The 15,539-nt window shown below is 63.5% G+C and carries 16 protein-coding genes; 9 read left to right on the top strand and 7 right to left on the bottom strand.

Annotated elements, in window-relative coordinates:
* Positions 1 to 6: 6 nt before the first annotated feature.
* Positions 7 to 1,572, bottom strand: a complete 1,566-nt coding sequence (locus C2U70_RS28270; RefSeq protein WP_140981912.1) for a winged helix-turn-helix domain-containing tetratricopeptide repeat protein — start codon at positions 1,570 to 1,572, stop codon at positions 7 to 9.
* Between the two features lie 166 nt (positions 1,573 to 1,738).
* Between C2U70_RS28270 and C2U70_RS28265 the strand changes: the two genes are divergently transcribed.
* The gene (locus tag C2U70_RS28265; RefSeq protein ID WP_140981911.1) at positions 1,739 to 1,981 is read left to right on the top strand and encodes a DUF1127 domain-containing protein; all 243 of its coding nucleotides are present in this window, start codon (positions 1,739 to 1,741) and stop codon (positions 1,979 to 1,981) included.
* Positions 1,982 to 2,002: 21 nt separating this feature from the next.
* Here C2U70_RS28265 and C2U70_RS28260 read toward each other — a convergent pair whose 3' ends face one another.
* Positions 2,003 to 3,067, bottom strand: coding sequence for a ketopantoate reductase family protein (locus C2U70_RS28260; protein ID WP_140981910.1), 1,065 nt, complete (start codon positions 3,065 to 3,067; stop codon positions 2,003 to 2,005).
* A gap of 232 nt (positions 3,068 to 3,299) precedes the next feature.
* Between C2U70_RS28260 and C2U70_RS28255 the strand changes: the two genes are divergently transcribed.
* Entirely contained in the window at positions 3,300 to 4,571 is a 1,272-nt protein-coding gene (locus tag C2U70_RS28255; protein WP_140981909.1) for a serine hydrolase domain-containing protein, read from the top strand.
* A 12-nt stretch (positions 4,572 to 4,583) separates the two neighbouring features.
* Here C2U70_RS28255 and C2U70_RS28250 read toward each other — a convergent pair whose 3' ends face one another.
* Positions 4,584 to 5,807: a polyhydroxyalkanoate depolymerase gene (locus tag C2U70_RS28250; RefSeq protein WP_140981908.1), complete on the bottom strand. Its 1,224-nt coding sequence runs from the start codon at positions 5,805 to 5,807 to the stop codon at positions 4,584 to 4,586.
* A gap of 166 nt (positions 5,808 to 5,973) precedes the next feature.
* Here C2U70_RS28250 and C2U70_RS28245 point away from each other — a divergent pair, with 166 nt between their 5' ends.
* A complete protein-coding gene (locus tag C2U70_RS28245) occupies positions 5,974 to 6,630 on the top strand; it encodes a glutathione S-transferase family protein (protein ID WP_140981907.1) in 657 nt (218 codons plus the stop codon).
* A gap of 261 nt (positions 6,631 to 6,891) precedes the next feature.
* Here the strand turns inward: C2U70_RS28245 and C2U70_RS28240 are convergent, their stop codons facing one another.
* A complete protein-coding gene (locus C2U70_RS28240) occupies positions 6,892 to 7,113 on the bottom strand; it encodes a hypothetical protein (RefSeq protein WP_140981906.1) in 222 nt (73 codons plus the stop codon).
* A 187-nt stretch (positions 7,114 to 7,300) separates the two neighbouring features.
* Here C2U70_RS28240 and C2U70_RS28235 point away from each other — a divergent pair, with 187 nt between their 5' ends.
* The 5 genes from C2U70_RS28235 to C2U70_RS28210 all read left to right on the top strand — a co-directional run bounded on the left by C2U70_RS28235 (position 7,301) and on the right by C2U70_RS28210 (position 12,090).
* Positions 7,301 to 7,660, top strand: a complete 360-nt coding sequence (locus C2U70_RS28235; RefSeq protein WP_140981905.1) for a hypothetical protein — start codon at positions 7,301 to 7,303, stop codon at positions 7,658 to 7,660.
* A gap of 177 nt (positions 7,661 to 7,837) precedes the next feature.
* The gene (locus tag C2U70_RS28225; RefSeq protein WP_140981904.1) at positions 7,838 to 8,671 is read left to right on the top strand and encodes an AraC family transcriptional regulator; all 834 of its coding nucleotides are present in this window, start codon (positions 7,838 to 7,840) and stop codon (positions 8,669 to 8,671) included.
* Positions 8,672 to 8,803: 132 nt separating this feature from the next.
* The gene (locus tag C2U70_RS28220; protein ID WP_140981903.1) at positions 8,804 to 9,730 is read left to right on the top strand and encodes an SMP-30/gluconolactonase/LRE family protein; all 927 of its coding nucleotides are present in this window, start codon (positions 8,804 to 8,806) and stop codon (positions 9,728 to 9,730) included.
* Between the two features lie 104 nt (positions 9,731 to 9,834).
* Positions 9,835 to 10,428, top strand: a complete 594-nt coding sequence (locus tag C2U70_RS28215; RefSeq protein ID WP_140981902.1) for a GNAT family N-acetyltransferase — start codon at positions 9,835 to 9,837, stop codon at positions 10,426 to 10,428.
* Between the two features lie 15 nt (positions 10,429 to 10,443).
* Complete coding sequence (locus C2U70_RS28210) at positions 10,444 to 12,090, top strand: GMC family oxidoreductase (RefSeq protein WP_140981901.1); 1,647 nt, start codon at positions 10,444 to 10,446, stop codon at positions 12,088 to 12,090.
* 7 nt (positions 12,091 to 12,097) lie between these two features.
* On the opposite strand, the gene C2U70_RS28205 is transcribed toward C2U70_RS28210, so the two are convergent.
* From C2U70_RS28205 to C2U70_RS28195, 3 genes are all read right to left on the bottom strand, one after another.
* A complete protein-coding gene (locus C2U70_RS28205; protein ID WP_140981900.1) occupies positions 12,098 to 12,718 on the bottom strand; it encodes a hypothetical protein in 621 nt (206 codons plus the stop codon).
* Positions 12,719 to 12,957: 239 nt separating this feature from the next.
* A complete protein-coding gene (locus C2U70_RS28200) occupies positions 12,958 to 13,800 on the bottom strand; it encodes an AAA family ATPase (RefSeq protein WP_140981899.1) in 843 nt (280 codons plus the stop codon).
* A 124-nt stretch (positions 13,801 to 13,924) separates the two neighbouring features.
* On the bottom strand, positions 13,925 to 14,170 hold the full coding sequence (locus C2U70_RS28195; RefSeq protein WP_140981898.1) for a GlsB/YeaQ/YmgE family stress response membrane protein: 246 nt from the start codon (positions 14,168 to 14,170) through the stop codon (positions 13,925 to 13,927).
* A gap of 145 nt (positions 14,171 to 14,315) precedes the next feature.
* Here C2U70_RS28195 and C2U70_RS28190 point away from each other — a divergent pair, with 145 nt between their 5' ends.
* Positions 14,316 to 15,491, top strand: a complete 1,176-nt coding sequence (locus tag C2U70_RS28190; RefSeq protein WP_140981897.1) for a vWA domain-containing protein — start codon at positions 14,316 to 14,318, stop codon at positions 15,489 to 15,491.
* Positions 15,492 to 15,539 lie beyond the last annotated feature (48 nt).

Genomic DNA, 15,539 nt, shown 5'->3' with positions numbered 1-15,539 from the left:
GGAGGCTCATTCGGGCAAACCCAGCTTCCTGAATCCGTCGATCAGGAGCTTCGCGTTAGCCTGGCCGCCGCGCGCGATATATCCGGATATCGTAAAGGCAGGATCGAGCTCCAGCATCTGGGCGGCCACTTCGCGCGCCTCCTTGTCACGCCCGAGATGGGCGAGCGCGCATGCGAGACACCGATGCCCGGCCGAATGGGTGGGGTTCTGACGAAGCGATCTTTTGGCCGCTTCGACGGCGTCGTCAAAACGTTCGAGCTCGATGAAGGCCATCGCCATGCCGATGAAGGAGCGATGCAGCTGCGGGTCGACAGGGCTCAAACGGTTGGCGCGGGTAAAGCTCCGGATCGCCTCTTCCGGCTCCCCCGCAATCCGGTACACCCACCCCCTGCCGAGCCACCCATCGAATGAGTTCGGGTTGAGGGCGACCGATCGGTCGGCCATTTCCATCTCACCCTGGGGATCGCCGATCATGAACGCGGAAGCGACGGCAACATTGGCCAGAATTCCTGGATCGTTGTCATCGATGCTCAGCGCGAGGCGAATGAGCCGAATGGCTTCCTTGCGGTCGAGATGCGGATCGGTCGAATAGCCCAGGGTGACGTAGAGCGAATGGCATAAGCTTCCAACGCTAGCGGCGAAGCCGAGCCGGGGATCCAGCTCCAAGGCGTGATGGATGAGTCGCTTGGCCTCAGTCAGTCCTTCGCGGGTCGCGCGGTGGGCATGCGGCATTGCCCGTAGAAGGAGATCATAGGCGCGCAGGTCGTCCGGCGGCCGCCGCGCCGCCATGCCGATCTCTTCCCGAAGCAGTCTTGGCTGAATGGCCGAGACGACGGCAATTGCGACCTCGTCCTGGAGCGCGAAAATATCCGTCAAGTCGCGCTCGAATGTGTCTGCCCAGATGTGCGTATTCGTCGCCGCATCGATCAGTTGCCCGGCGATGCGGACCTTTCCCGGCGCCTTGCGAACCGAGCCTTCGAGCACGTAGCGCACGCCGAGCCTGCGCCCGACCTCCTTGATGTCGACGGCCTGGCCCTTGAAGGTGAAACTCGAATTGCGGGCGATCACGAACAGCCATTTGAACCGCGAGAGCGCGGTCGTGATTTCTTCGACCATCCCGTCAGCGAAGTATTCCTGTTCCGGATCGCCGCTCATGTTCTGAAAGGGCAAGACCGCAATCGACGGCTTGTCCGGGAGCGCCAGCGTGGGGCTCGCCAGATCTGTGCGCTCGTTAGGGATGGGCACGGTGCCGGAAGGCCGGCCGTCTTCGCGCACCGTGCCGACGAAGCGAAAACCCTTGCGAGGCAGCGTCTTGATCAGACGCTGTACGTCGCCGGAATCGCCAACCGCGGTTCGCGCCACATTCAGGCGCGTCGTGAGTGCGGCATCGGAGACGCTGCGCCCGTTCCAGATGGCATTGATGAGGTCGTCCTTGCTGACGACCCGGTCCCTGTGGCGGATCAAATAGTCGAGGAGATCGAAGACCTGCGGTGCGATGGAAACGACATCGGCCCCGCGGCGCAGCTCACGCAGGTCGGTATCGAGTGCATACGCTTCAAACTGATAGCGCAACCTGCCAAACCCCTGGCTGGCCTCCGACGCCGGAGGTGGTCGAACACCGCTTGCAGCCCGCAAAAGTAAGCCGCCGGTGAGGAAAATGTAAGCCGGCTGTCAAGCGCACCTCGTCGCGACCGGGCATCGTGATCCTGGGCCCGAATGGAGCCCTGGGAGAACGACGATGAGCGTGACCTATCACACGACGGGGCTGCGAGGCGGCCGGCTCCAGACGTACAGTGTCGCCGGGCTGGTCAGGACCTGCTGGGACGCGTTCGTGGAATGGCGCACACGTCAGGCCTTGCAAGGCGTGCTGCGTGGCCTGAGCGATGCCGAACTGATGGATATCGGGACGACGCGGGAAGAGATCGACTACGTCGCCGCCAACCGTGCGACCGATCCGCGCGGCATTCTATCTTCGCAATGAGTGCCCAATGTCGCCGGCGCGCTACTGCGCGCCGGAGCCGCCCTGCACGATCTTCTCGTTCAGCTTCTGGTCGACCGTCTCGACCGTGCGGTCGATCTCGGGATTGGGCACACCGAGCTGATGCGAGATCAGCTTGACCAGGAGGTCGACGCGCTCGATGAACGGCGCGCCGGCCGCGACCGCGCGTGCAGCCGAGGAGGGTTTCAGCAGGCTCTCGGCCGCCTTGGCGTACTTTGCGAACGGCACCTGATCCTGCGGATCGGCGCCGAGACGCCGGGCCAGTGCATCGACGTGGTCGTAGATCGCCTGCGAACGCTTGATGTCGCCATGCACGGCGTCGCGGATCGACTGCGGCTCGTGCGGCGTGATGCAGCGATAATTGCCGGTCAAGAGCATCGACCATTTTGCCAGCGGCACGAACAGCGAGTCGAACACCTTCAGCTTCACCGGCACGTCCTGGCCATCGAGCGTCACGGCATCGATGCCGGCCTCGAGCTCGCGCAGCACCTTGTTGTGCGTCTCGTCCTCGAAGATCGCGGCCTTGAAATTGGTCGGCAGGCCGACGTGAAGCACGTTCGCGGCTTCCTCCGGCGGACGGAAGGCCTGCGGGTCGGGCGAGCACAGCGTCACCAGCCCGGGCTTGAAGCGTTCCCACACCTGCGCGTTGGTGTAGGCCTCCTCCAGGTCCATGTCCCTCAGCGCTGCGATGCGCTTGAGATAGGGCAGGGGCGGCATGTTCATGATCGACAGGCAGGGCAGGCCGGCGGCCGCGATCTTGACCATCAGCACACGCACCGTGTGGTTGGTGTATTGTGGCTCCTGCATGGCGAGTGCCACCATGTCGTAGCGGGAGATGTCGACCTCGCCGGGCGTGGTGGCGTCGAGCTTGCCGGGCAGGTTGCGCGAGAAGATCGCACGGTGCACCGCCTCGTCCCGCAGCTTGATGCGCACCTCGGTGCCGTCGCGGTTGATGAGCTCGGCGGTCTTGGCACGGCAGACCAGGGTCACGTTGTGACCCGCCATCAAAAGCTTGGTCCCCAGCAGGGAGCCGTAGGAGGCCCCGAGGATCAGGATATTGCGCGCCATGCTCTCTATCTCTCGCTAGGTCTGACGGGACTGGCCCGGGTCGAAAAGGAGCGCCGTATCTATCGCAATCGCCGTGGCATTACAAATACAAGAATGTTTTGTGTTTGTTCTTTTGGGCCACGAACCGTGCCGACGAGCTGACAATTCGGTCAGGCGAATTCAGAAGTCGGCAAGCCAGCGCGGTACCGACGTGACAAAGTCACAAGCAAAGGGACGTTTCGGGAGGGCGCGGATGACGTCAGGCCGGGGTTTGCTGTTGGTGCTGCTCTTCGCCGTGGCCGGACAATCGGCTTGGGCCCAGGGAGCGGCGAACGCCAGCGCGCCGGGGCCGGTGTTCTCCAACACAGGTCCCAATGCGGAAGCCTATGGTGCCGCCGCCGGCTATCCGGTCGGCAACCAGCTGACCGCCGCCAAGTCCGAATACCTCGTCGGCACCTACAGCCATTTCGGTGAGATGTTTCCGTCGCGCCCGATCCGGCGCGCGGCCACGCCTTGGCAATTCAAGCGGGCTCCCGAGCCGCCAATCACCTACAGCTTTGGATCCGAGCGGCTGACCATCGCTGACTATCTCAAGCGCAATCCGGTCACGGGGCTCCTGATCGCCAAGGACGACACGATCCTCTACGAGCACTATCAATATGCGCGCACCGACCGCGACCGCCTGCTGTCGCAGTCCATGGCCAAGACGATCACGGCGATGCTGATTGGCCTCGCCGTATCCGAAGGCAAGATCAAGTCGATCGACGACACCGCATCGGTCTACGTTCCCGGCCTCGCCGGCACCGAATATGGCAAGACGTCGATCCGCGACCTCCTGCACATGGCATCAGGCGTAGCATTCTCGGAGGTCTATGACGGTGACGATGACGTTGCAAAACTCTCGCGCGATCTGTTCCTCGGCGGTCCAGGGATGAACCCCGCGACGAGCGTCGCGCGCTTCAACACGCGCGCGGCTCCCCCGGGCACCAAATGGCACTATGCCAGCGTCGAGACGGAGATATTGGGCCTGATCCTGCGATCCGTGACGGGCAAGCCCGTGGCGGATTATCTCCACGACAGGATCTGGGATCCCATCGGAGCTGAGGCGGATGCGTCGTGGGTCGTTGATAGCAGCGGGCAGGAGATCACCTTCTGCTGCGTCAGCGCGACGCTGCGCGACTATGCGCGCCTCGGCCGGCTGCTGGCGCATGACGGGGCCTGGGATGGCCGCCAGGTCATTCCGCGGCAGTGGGTGCAGGACGCAACGACCGTGAAGCCGTCAGACCGCTACCTCGCGCCGGGCACGGCCACCAGTTATTTTGGCTACGGCTACCAGGTCTGGCTCCTTCCCGGCGAGCAGCGCAGGTTCGCCCTGCTCGGAATCCGCGGCCAGATGATCCTGGTCGACCCGGCCACGAAGCTCATCATGGTGCATACCGCGATCCGTCAGAATCCGTCGGACCCGGGCTCGGCCTCCGAGCCGCTCGCGCTGTGGTTCGCCCTGCTCGCGCAGCTCGGGAAGTAAAGGGCGGCGGGCTCAGGAATTGACGTGCACGAAGTCGCGCAGCAGCGGATAGATCTCGTTGTTCCAGCGCTTGCCTGAGAACACGCCGTAATGGCCGACGCCCGCCTGCATGTGATGGACACGGCGATAGGCGCGCACGCCGGTGCAGAGGTCTTGGGCTGCGAGCGTCTGGCCGATCGAGCAGATGTCGTCCTTCTCGCCCTCGACCGTCATCAATCCCATGCGGCTGACGGCCTTGGTGTCCACCGGCCGTCCCCGATGCATCAGCTTGCCCTGCGGCAAGAGGTGCTCCTGGAACACGTCGCGCACGGTCTCGATGTAGAATTCCGCGGGCAGGTCCATCACGGCGAAATATTCGTCGTAGAACGTCTTGATCGTCGCCGCCTTCTCCTTCTCGCCCTTGGCGATGTGGTTGGCGAGATCCATGTGCTGCTTGATGTGACGCTCGAGATTCATCGAGACGAAGGCGGTGAGCTGCACGAAGCCCGGATAGACCTGTCGGAATGCGCCGCGGCACTGCACCGGCACGTAGTTGATCAGGTTGCGCTCGAACCAGTCGATCGGCCTGCTCTTGGCGAACTCGTTGACCCTGGTCGGCTGTATCCGCGTATCGATCGGGCCCGCCATCAGCGTCAGGGTCGCCGGTCGCGACGGATGATTGCCCTCGCACATGACGGCGGCAGCCGCGAGCGCGGACACTGACGGCTGGCAGATCGCGACCATGTGTGGACGCGGACCGAGCTGGCCCAGGAAGTCGATGAGGTGGTCGGTGTAGTCCTCGAGCCCGAAGCGGCCCTCGCTGCGCGGAATGTCGCGCGGATTGTGCCAATCGGTGATGTAGACGTCGTGGTCCTGCAGCAGCGTCTTCACGGTGCCGCGCAGCAGCGTGGCGAAATGGCCGGACATCGGCGCCACCAGCAGCATGCGCGGCTGCTCACCAACGTCGTCCTTCTTGAAGTGCAGCAGCGAGCCGAACGGCGTCGCGTAGGCGATCTCTTCGGTGACGGCAACCTCGCGGTTGCCGACCATCACACTGTCGATGCCATAGGCCGGGCGGTCATAGGTCAGCGTCGAGCGCGAGATCAGTTCGAGCGCCGCCGACAGCCGCCCGACGATCGCGTCGGAGGCGCCCTGCGGCACCAGATTGAGATATTTAAGTGCTGAAGAAGCTCCGGCCCGCCATGGCGCCGTGAGGTCCATGTGGTTCTGAAAGGCCTGATAATACATCGACATCATACTGATTGACCCCAACCCCCGCCGCTATGCAATATCGAAGCCAGAGCGGAGTCAAACCGCCCGGAAAACTGGCACGTCGCTTGCTGCTCAAAGCGGGATGAGCACAGGCAATGGGCACCGTTCGGACCGGGGCGGGGTGTCGAATGACGCGTGAGGGAAAGGCCATATGGCGAAAGCGACACTGACCATCAGCAGCAAGAACTACTCGTCCTGGTCGCTGCGTGGCTGGCTGCTGACGAAGTTCTCCGGGCTCGAATTCGACGAGATCGTCACCGCGCCGGACGATGCCTCCGCGCGCGCGGAAATCCTGCTGCTGTCATCGTCGATCCTGGTGCCGTGCTTGCGCCACGACGGCGCGACCGTCTGGGACACGCTGGCGATCGCCGAATATCTCAACGAGGTGATGCCGGACGCAGGGCTCCTGCCGGCCGATCGCGTTCAGCGGGCGCATTGCCGCTCGATCTGCGGCGAAATCCATTCCGGCTTCACGACGCTGCGCGCCTCGCTGCCGGTCAACCTCAAGGGCCATTTTCCCGGCTTCAAGATCTGGTCGCGCGCCCAGGCCGACATCGACCGCGTCTGGGCGATCTGGCGCGACTGCCTGGAAAAATCCGGCGGTCCGTTCCTGTTCGGCGAGGGCCGCACCATGGCGGACGCGATGTATGCGCCGGTCGTGACGCGCTTCGTGACCTATGACGTCAAGCTCGAACCGCATTTGCGCACCTATGCCGAGACCATCATGGGCATGGCCGAGATGCGCGAATGGATCGCGGCGGCCAAGGCGGAGCCGGCCGAGATTGAAGAGCTCGAGGTCGAATATTAGGCAGTGCCTGCTCAAGTCCTGCCTGTTTCGCGGGCGATGGCTTCGGGCAGTGCAATTAACCTTTGTCGTCCGCTAGCCGGCCGCGTCCGCTTGCCCGGTTCCTCGATATGGTACGCCCATGCCGCGCCGTGCCGATATCTAGCCGTGAACAACTGAGTACAGGCCATCGCCGCTGATTCGGACGCGATTCGTTCGAGCCGCGTTCCGAATCTTAAAGAGCGGGTAGGTCCCGTCGCAATTTGAGACAGGTCGCGCGCCCTTTCAGGCTACGCCCTGCTTCACGCGCGGCAGCCGCCATCCGATCACGGTGGCCTCGACGGCGATGCCCGCCTCGCTGTTCTGCCAGCGCCCCGCGACATAACGGCAGGCAAATGGCAGTTGATACGTCCCGCTGTGATCCTCGCAAAGCACCTCGACCGGCAGGCCAGGCGGGGGTTCTCCTTCGCCGTTGAATTCCGCCAGACGTCTTTCGCGCGTCGCCATTCCAAAAGTCTCCCCTAAAAAATCGCGGCGAGTGCCCGGTCTCCGCGTCAAGTCTCGTCACCACATCCTCGTTCCCGTCCCGGGGAACACACCAACCTCAACGCGAGATTGCGGTGTCAGTATGGTATCCTCGGTGCGAGGCGCCACTTCACCGCAATTTGCCGTGATCGATTTCGAGGGAACCTGCATGCCGGGCCGGACCATTGCTGCCATTTGTGTCGCAACGTTTCTGACGGGAATATTGTCGAGCACGGCGCGCGCACAGGACGTTCCCGGCATCGAGATCTGCACCGTCGAGAAGACCTGGGAGCGGCGTACAAGCTGCCTGCAGAGCAATGTCGACTTCCTGCAGAAGACGATCGGCAAGCTCGCCCTCGACCATCAGCAGAAGTTGGACGCGGCCAATCGCCAGATCGACGCGTTGAAGGTGGCAGTGGCCGGATTGCAGAAAGTGATCACCGATCTGCAGGCCGCGCAAGCCAAGACCGCGGAGGACGTGAAGAAGAAGCAGGATGCGCCGCCGGCGAAGGAGGAGACGAAGAAGTAGGGTGGGCAAAGGCGCTCTTGCGCCGTGCCCACCACTTCTGCGTACCGCAACTGAGGTGGTGGGCACGCTTCGCTTTGCCCACCCTACGCTTCGGAGTTTGTGCGAGAGCAATCCCGATCAAACGCAGCTTACGCGCATCGTCCATCATCGCCGCTCTTCGACATGAGAGCCTTGTTCATGAACCCGGCCCAGAAAGCCCTCTGGTATATCGAAAGCCATCTCGCCGAGCCGATGACGCTCGACGAGATCGCCGGGATCGGCGGCGTGTCGCGCTTCCACATGGTGCGCGCTTTCGCCGCGGCAACCGGTTTGCCGGTCATGCGCTACGTGCGCGCGCGGCGCCTCACGGAGTCGGCGCGTGCGCTCGCGGCCGGCGCGCCTGACATTCTCACGCTGGCGCTGGATGCGGACTACGGCTCCCACGAAGCATTCACCCGCGCGTTCCGCGACCATTTTGGCATGACGCCCGAAGCGGTGAGGGCGGCGACGTGCGCCAGCAAACTCAGGCTACAGGAGCCGATCCTCATGGACTCCACGATGACCGACAATCTCGCCCCGCCGCGCTTCGAGACCGCAAAGGCCTTGCTCGTCGCCGGTATCAGTGAGCGCATCTCCTGCGACAACGGCGCGGCCATTCCGGGGCTGTGGCATCGCTTTCACCAGGAGGTCGCCGACATTCCCGCGCGCGTCGGTGGCGTTGCCTATGGCGTCTGCTGCAATGGCGACGATGCCGGCAATTTCGACTACATCGCCGGCGTCGAGGTTGCCGACTACTCCGACCTGCCGCGCCGCTTCGCCCGCATCCGCATCCCCGAGCAGCGCTATGCGGTGTTCACCCACGCAGACCACGTCGCCTCGATCCGCCGCACCGTCTCGACGATCTGGAATCAATGGCTGCCGGCTTCGGGTCTCGAGGCCGCGGACGCGCCCAACTTCGAACGTTACGACGAAAAGTTCGATCCCCGGAGCGGCAATGGCGGCTTCGAGATCTGGGTCCCCGTGAAAGAGTAGCGCGCAACGCAGCATTGCGCCCGTTTGCTTGGCAAGTGGGACCTGTTTTGCCATAACCACACGCAAATCTTGCGTGCGGGGCCGGCGCCGGACTTCCCGAGCAAGGCATAACAAGCAGCCGGGAGGTCCAAAATGTCCGACGTTCGCGTTCTCGCCACCGACCTCGAATTTCCCGAAGGCCCCGTGGTGATGCCGGACGGCTCGGTCGTTCTGGTGGAAATCCGCGGCCAGCGCCTGACGCGCGTCCATCCCGACGGCCGCAAGGAGATCGTGGCAAAAATCCCGGGCGGCCCGAACGGCGCGGCGCTCGGGCCCGACGGCAAGATGTATGTCTGCAACAATGGCGGCTTCTCCTGGATCCCGACCGGCAAGATGATCATGCCGGGGCCGCAGCCGGACGACTACCTCGGCGGCTCGATCCAGCGCGTCGATCTTCAGTCTGGCAAAATCGAAACCGTCGTCAGCAAATGCGGCGAGCATGCGCTGCGCGGGCCGAACGACCTCGTGTTCGACAAGCATGGCGGCCTCTGGTTCTCCGATCTCGGCAAGCGCCGCCCGCGCGAAATGGACGTCGGCGGCATCTATTATGTGAAGCCCGGCATGACGGAGATCGTGGAAGTCGTGCACGGCGTGCTGCCGGCCAACGGCATCGGCCTGTCGCCGGACGAAAACACCGTCTATATCGGGGAGACTCCGACCGCGCGTCTCTGGGCCTACGAGCTCTCCGCGCCCGGCGTCCTGAAGCCGCGCGAGGTGATCTATCGCGGCGAGCGCGGAAAGCCGATCGCGGGCCTCGGTGGCTACCAGATGTTCGACTCGCTCGCGGTCGAGGCGGGCGGCAATGTCTGCGTCGCCACCCTCGTCACCGGCTGCATCTCGGTGATCGCGCCCGACGGCAAGCTGGTGGAGCAGGTGCCGACCGGTGACCGCGTCACCACCAACATCGCCTTCGGCGGCCCCGAGCTGAAAACCGCCTACATCACGCTGTCGGGCAAGGGTGAGCTGATCGCCATGGACTGGCCGCGCGGCGGATTGCCGTTGAATTTCTTGAACAAGTGAGACAAGCCGTCATTGCGAGCGAAGCGAAGCAATCCAGGAATGTATCCGTGGAAAGACTCTGGATTGCTTCGCTTCGCTCGCAATGACGTAAGGAGAGATACCGAATGCCCTGGCCCGATCCCGTCACCCTGCGTGGAGAACATGCGCGTCTCGAGCCGCTGTCGCATCAGCACCTCGCCGGACTGACGGAGGCAGTCAAGGACGGCGACCTGCACAAGCTCTGGTACACCGCCATTCCTGCGGCCGACAACATGGCGAAGGAGATCGACCGCCGCCTCGGCCTCCAGAAGTCGGGCTCGATGCTGCCCTTCACTGTGTTCGATGCGGACGGAAAGATCGTCGGCATGACCACCTACATGAACATCGATGCCGGTAACCGTCGCGTCGAGATCGGCTCGACATGGTACGGCAAGAGCGCGCAGCGCGGCCCGCTCAACACCCAGTGCAAGCTTCTCTTGCTCACGCATGCCTTCGAGACGCTCAACTGCATCGCGGTCGAATTCCGCACCCACTTCTTCAACCACCAGAGCCGCCGCGCCATCGAGCGGCTCGGTGCCAAGCAGGACGGCATCTTGCGCAGCCATCAGGTCGCGCCGAACGGCACGCTGCGCGACACTGTCGTCTACAGCATCACCGCGGCGGAATGGCCGACGGTGAAGGCGCATTTGACCTATCAGCTCAACGACAAGCCGCGCTGAGGGGGTTCGAGACAGATGGACAAGTTTGACTACGTCATCATCGGTGCCGGCTCCGCCGGCTGCGTGCTCACCTACCGGCTGAGCGAGGACCCGAGCACCAGCATCTGCGTGCTCGAGGCGGGGCCTTCCGACTGGCATCCCTACATCCATCTGCCGGCGGGTTTTATCAAGACCTTCCACATGAAGAGCATCAACTGGGCCTACCAGCAGGAGGTCGGGCCCTGGACCGGCGGCCGCAGCATCTATGCGCCGCGCGGCAAGACGCTCGGCGGCTCATCCTCGATCAACGGTCACATCTACAATCGCGGCCAGAATCTCGACTTCGACACCTGGGCGCAGATGGGCAATCGCGGCTGGAGCTATGCCGACGTGCTGCCCTACTTCAAGCGGCTGGAGAAGCGCGAGGGCGAAGGCGACGACATCTATCGCGGCCGTGACGGCAATCTCAAAGTCACAACCATGGACTGGCGCGATCCGCTCTGCGAAGCCTTCATGGAAGGCGCGGTCTCGCTCGGCATCCCCCGCAACCCCGATTACAACGGCGCGAAGCAGGAGGGCGTCTCCTACTGCCAGCGCACCATCGACAACGGCCTGCGCGTGTCGGGCTCGACCGCGTTCCTCAAGCCCGCGATGAAGCGGCCCAACGTGCATGTGCAGACGCATGCGCACGCGACCGAGATCATCTTCGAGGGCAAGCGCGCCGTCGGCGTGCGCTACATGAAGGGTGGCCGCAACGGCACGCCGGTGGAAGTGCGCGCCAACAAGGAAGTGATCTTGGCGGGCGGCACCTATAACTCGCCGCAGCTCCTGCAGCTCTCGGGCGTCGGCTCTCCGGACCTGCTGCAGAGCCACGGCATCGCCGTGCGCCACGCGCTGCCGGTCGGCGAGGGGCTGCAGGACCATTACGCACCGCGCACCGTGGGTCGCGTGAAGAACATCAAGACCATCAACGAGCTCAGGCGCGGCTTCTCGCTCTGGATCGAGGCGTTGAAATGGGCGACGCAGCGGCGCGGCCTGCTCTCGCTGTCGCCGACCATGGTCTATTGCTTCTGGTATTCCGGCGAGAGCCCCGACCGTTCCGACCTGCAGCTCACCTTCACGCCGGCGAGCTACAAGGAAGGCGTGCAGGGCCAGCTCGAGGACGAGCCCGGCATGACGGTTGCCTCCTGGCAGCAGCGTCCCGAGAGCCGCGGTTATGTCCGCATCCGCTCAAAGGATCCGTTCGCGGCCCCGATCATCCAGACCAACTATCTCGACGCCGAGCTCGATCGCCGCGTCGTCGTCGGCGGCATGAAGCTCGCGCGGCGCCTGCTCAAGTCGGCGCCGCTCAGCCCGTATTACGCCTACGAGGATTTCCCCGGCCCCGACGTCAACACCGACGACGAATTTTTGAAGGCGGTGACTGAACGCGGCACCACCACGTTCCACCCCGGCTGCACCTGCCGCATGGGCCCGGCCGAGAGCACATGGGCCGTGGTGGACGACAAGCTTCGTGTTCACGGGATGGAGGGCTTGCGCGTCATCGACGCCTCGGTCATGCCGCGCATGATCTCGGCGAACCTCAACGCATCGACGATGATGATCGCCGACCGCGCCTCGGACCTGATCCGCGGCAAGCAGCCGATGGAAGCCGCGAACGTGCCGGAGAGCGTGGTGGCGTGAGACCGTCTTACGGGATCAACGCCATCGGATCGAATGTGGTCTTGATGCCGTCGATGACGGGCTCCGTCGTGTGGCCGCTGATCCCCGCCATGAGCTGCGGGAAGTAGATGCCATAGGTATGGGCCGTCTTGCCCGTCTTTTCGTTCACGCTGTCGCTTTCACCGTGAACGACGTCCAGCATGCATGGACCGACGGCCTCTTTGCCTGCCGATTTGAACTTGTAGTGATAGGTCGTGGTGGCCGTATCAGTGCTGCCGTCCCCATACACGCTTGAATGCGTGGTGCTGTAGTTGAGGTCCGAGCGGCGGTCGAACAGCTTTGGCATGCCTTCGACAGTGTAATTGATCTTCGAGGATTTGAACTTGCCGGCGAAGGCCGAGGAGGTCTCTGCCGTTGCCAGGACGCCCGCCGCAAAATCTGCCCTGCCGACGAACTTGCCGTTCATGGTCTTGACCCAAACGACGGAATTCCCTGAGGGGTCCCTGAAGATCTGGGTGACGGAGGATTTGTCGGCCTCGTGATAGGTCAGCTCGACCGGCGCCATCGTGGTCACGATCGCGTTGCAGTCGACGGCCTCCGCGGCAGCAGCGGCGGTCGGGAGCAAAACCAGGGGGAGGAGAAAGCGCATCATCGACCTCTGGACATGTAGTCGCGGGTGCTGGTGCGTCGGTTCGAAAGCGCTGGTTGGCTCGCAATGACGAGGCGGAGAGCAGGCAGTGATCTCGTGCCCCGGACGCAGCGCAGCGCTTCTTCAGCGGTGCGCTGCAGAGCCGGGGCCCATGCTGCGGCAATGTACCGTGCGGCTTCTGGGTCCCGGCTCAGCGTCGCAACGCTTGCGCGCTGCGCCGCGTCCGGGACACGAGAGGGCTACACCTCGCGCCGGCTCAAGAACGCCAGCCGCTCGAACAGATGCACGTCCTGCTCGTTCTTCAAGAGCGCGCCGTGCAGCGGCGGGATCAGTTTGCGCGGGTCGCGCTCGCGCAGCTGCTCCGGCGTCATCTCCTCGTTGAGCAGCAGCTTCAGCCAGTCGAGCAGTTCCGACGTCGACGGCTTCTTCTTCAGGCCGGGCACTTCGCGCACCTCGAAGAAAATACGCAAGGCTTCTTCCACAAGGCGCTTCTTGATGCCGGGGAAGTGCACGTCGACGATCCGGCCCATGGTGTCGGCGTCGGGGAACTTGATGTAGTGGAAGAAGCAGCGCCGCAGGAAGGCGTCCGGCAGCTCCTTCTCGTTGTTGGAGGTGATCATCATGATCGGGCGCTGCTTCGCCTTGATCGTCTCGCCAGTCTCGTAGACATGGAATTCCATGCGGTCGAGCTCGAGCAGCAGGTCGTTCGGGAATTCGATGTCGGCCTTGTCGATCTCGTCGATCAGCAGCACCGGCCGCTGCTCGGCCGTGAAGGCGTCCCACAGCTTGCCGCGCTTGATGTAGTTCTTGATGTCGGAGACACGCGCATCGCCGAGCTGGCTGTCGCGCAGGCGTGATACCGCGTCGTATTCGTAGAGGCCCTGCTGCGCCTTGGTGGTGGACTTGATGTGCCAGGTCAAAAGCGGCGCGTTCAGCGCCTTCGCCACTTCCTCGGCCAGCACCGTCTTGCCGGTGCCGGGCTCGCCCTTGATGAGGAGCGGGCGCTCCAGCATGATCGAGGCATTGACGGCGACCTTGAGGTCGTCGGTCGCAACGTAGTCCTTGGTGCCGGTAAACTTCATCGAACGTCCTTGTTGTTCATCTTGCTTGGGCGAGGCGCAAACCTTGAGCGAGTCACAGGCACGCCTGAGCCAAAACATGGAAACGGCCGCTCAAGCTGCGGCCGTCACGGGTCAGGTCAGGCTGTTAGGCCCGTTTTATCAGCGAAAGCACGACCAGCACAATCACCGCGCCGATGGTGGCATTGACGATGTCGCGGAACGCGCTGCCGCCAAGGCTGATGCCGAGCTGCGGCAAGAGCCAGCTTGCGATCAGCGAGCCGATGATGCCGAGCACGATGTTGCCGATCAGGCCAAATCCCGCACCGCGGACAATTTTCCCCGCGAGCCAGCCGGCGATCGCGCCGATGATGAGTGCTGCGATGATACCCATTGAAAACGCCCCAACTAAAAGCCTCAAGTGGTCCCAATTCTAGAGGAAAAACCCACCCGGTCTAGGGCTTGACCTCCCCTTGGCCTCTCCTTGGCCGGGCCCTCCAGCCCTTGACGTTCGCCATCCGAAAGGCAATCTGTCACCCATGTTCCTGCAATTCTTCACCTCATTGCGCGATGCGCAGGTCCCCGTGACCTTGCGCGAATACCTCACGCTGATGGAGGCGCTCGACGCCGACCTCGCGGACTACACGGTCGAGAACTTTTACTATCTGTCGCGCGCGTCCTTGGTGAAGGACGAGCGCAACCTCGACAAGTTCGACCGCGTCTTCGGCTCGGTGTTCAAGGGGCTGGAAAGCCTGCTCGACGCCATGGAGAAGGCCGAGATCCCCGAGGAGTGGCTGAAGAAGCTCGCGGAAAAGTATCTGACGGAAGAAGAAAAGAAGCAGATCGAGGCGATGGGCTGGGACAAGCTCATGGAGACCTTGAAGAAGCGCCTGGAAGAGCAGAAGGGTCGCCACCAGGGCGGCTCGAAGTGGATCGGCACAGCCGGCACCTCGCCGTTCGGCGCCCACGGCTACAACCCCGAAGGCGTCCGCATCGGCCAGGAGAAGAACCGCAACAACCGCGCCGTGAAGGTGTGGGACAAGCGCGAGTTCAAGGATCTCGACGGCAATGTCGAGCTCGGCATCCGCAACATCAAGATCGCGCTGCGACGCCTGCGCAAGTTCGCCCGCACCGGCGCGCCCGACGAGCTCGACCTCGACACCACCATTCGCGAGACCGCCAATCACGGCTATCTCGACGTCCACATGCGGCCCGAGCGGCGCAATGCGGTGAAGCTCCTGGTGTTCTTCGACATCGGCGGCTCGATGGATTCGCATATCGAGCAGGTCGAGGAGCTGTTCTCGGCGGCGAAGAGCGAGTTCAAGCACATGGAGTATTTCTACTTCCACAACTGCCTCTATGAAGGCGTGTGGAAGCAGAACAAGCGCCGCTTCACCGACCGCACGCCGACCTGGGACGTGCTGCACAAATATCCGCACGACTACAAGGTCGTGTTCGTCGGCGACGCCTCGATGTCGCCTTACGAGATCATGGTGCCGGGCGGCTCGGTGGAGCATGTCAACGAGGAGCCGGGCTCGGTCTGGCTCGATCGCATCATCCGCACCTATCCGCATTCGGTGTGGCTGAACCCGGTGCAGCAGAAGCACTGGGACTATTCGGAATCGACCACGATCATCAAACGCATCTTCGCCAACCGCATGTACCCGATCACCATCGAGGGGCTGGAGAGCGCGATGAAGGAATTGACGCACTAGCCACCGCCGTCATTCCGGGGCTCGCGAAGCGAGAACCCGGAATCCATC

Origin of the sequence: Bradyrhizobium guangdongense (assembly GCF_006483445.1) — a bacterium.
Lineage (GTDB): Bacteria > Pseudomonadota > Alphaproteobacteria > Rhizobiales > Xanthobacteraceae > Bradyrhizobium > Bradyrhizobium guangdongense_A.
Note: the sequence above shows the minus strand (reverse complement) of the source record. Positions and strands in the feature narration are given on the sequence as shown.

Excerpts from the sequence above, each read along its gene's own strand:
- C2U70_RS28190 (WP_140981897.1), top strand. The coding sequence starts at position 14,316 with ATGTTCCTGCAATTCTTCACCTCATTGCGCGATGCGCAGGTCCCCGTG.
- C2U70_RS28210 (WP_140981901.1), top strand. The coding sequence starts at position 10,444 with ATGGACAAGTTTGACTACGTCATCATCGGTGCCGGCTCCGCCGGCTGC.
- C2U70_RS28205 (WP_140981900.1), bottom strand. The coding sequence starts at position 12,718 with ATGCGCTTTCTCCTCCCCCTGGTTTTGCTCCCGACCGCCGCTGCTGCC.
- C2U70_RS28240 (WP_140981906.1), bottom strand. The coding sequence starts at position 7,113 with ATGGCGACGCGCGAAAGACGTCTGGCGGAATTCAACGGCGAAGGAGAA.
- C2U70_RS28220 (WP_140981903.1), top strand. The coding sequence starts at position 8,804 with ATGTCCGACGTTCGCGTTCTCGCCACCGACCTCGAATTTCCCGAAGGC.
- C2U70_RS28200 (WP_140981899.1), bottom strand. The coding sequence starts at position 13,800 with ATGAAGTTTACCGGCACCAAGGACTACGTTGCGACCGACGACCTCAAG.
- C2U70_RS28225 (WP_140981904.1), top strand. The coding sequence starts at position 7,838 with ATGAACCCGGCCCAGAAAGCCCTCTGGTATATCGAAAGCCATCTCGCC.
- C2U70_RS28250 (WP_140981908.1), bottom strand. The coding sequence starts at position 5,807 with ATGATGTCGATGTATTATCAGGCCTTTCAGAACCACATGGACCTCACG.
- C2U70_RS28215 (WP_140981902.1), top strand. The coding sequence starts at position 9,835 with ATGCCCTGGCCCGATCCCGTCACCCTGCGTGGAGAACATGCGCGTCTC.
- C2U70_RS28245 (WP_140981907.1), top strand. The coding sequence starts at position 5,974 with ATGGCGAAAGCGACACTGACCATCAGCAGCAAGAACTACTCGTCCTGG.
- C2U70_RS28195 (WP_140981898.1), bottom strand. The coding sequence starts at position 14,170 with ATGGGTATCATCGCAGCACTCATCATCGGCGCGATCGCCGGCTGGCTC.
- C2U70_RS28260 (WP_140981910.1), bottom strand. The coding sequence starts at position 3,067 with ATGGCGCGCAATATCCTGATCCTCGGGGCCTCCTACGGCTCCCTGCTG.
- C2U70_RS28255 (WP_140981909.1), top strand. The coding sequence starts at position 3,300 with ATGACGTCAGGCCGGGGTTTGCTGTTGGTGCTGCTCTTCGCCGTGGCC.
- C2U70_RS28235 (WP_140981905.1), top strand. The coding sequence starts at position 7,301 with ATGCCGGGCCGGACCATTGCTGCCATTTGTGTCGCAACGTTTCTGACG.
- C2U70_RS28265 (WP_140981911.1), top strand. The coding sequence starts at position 1,739 with ATGAGCGTGACCTATCACACGACGGGGCTGCGAGGCGGCCGGCTCCAG.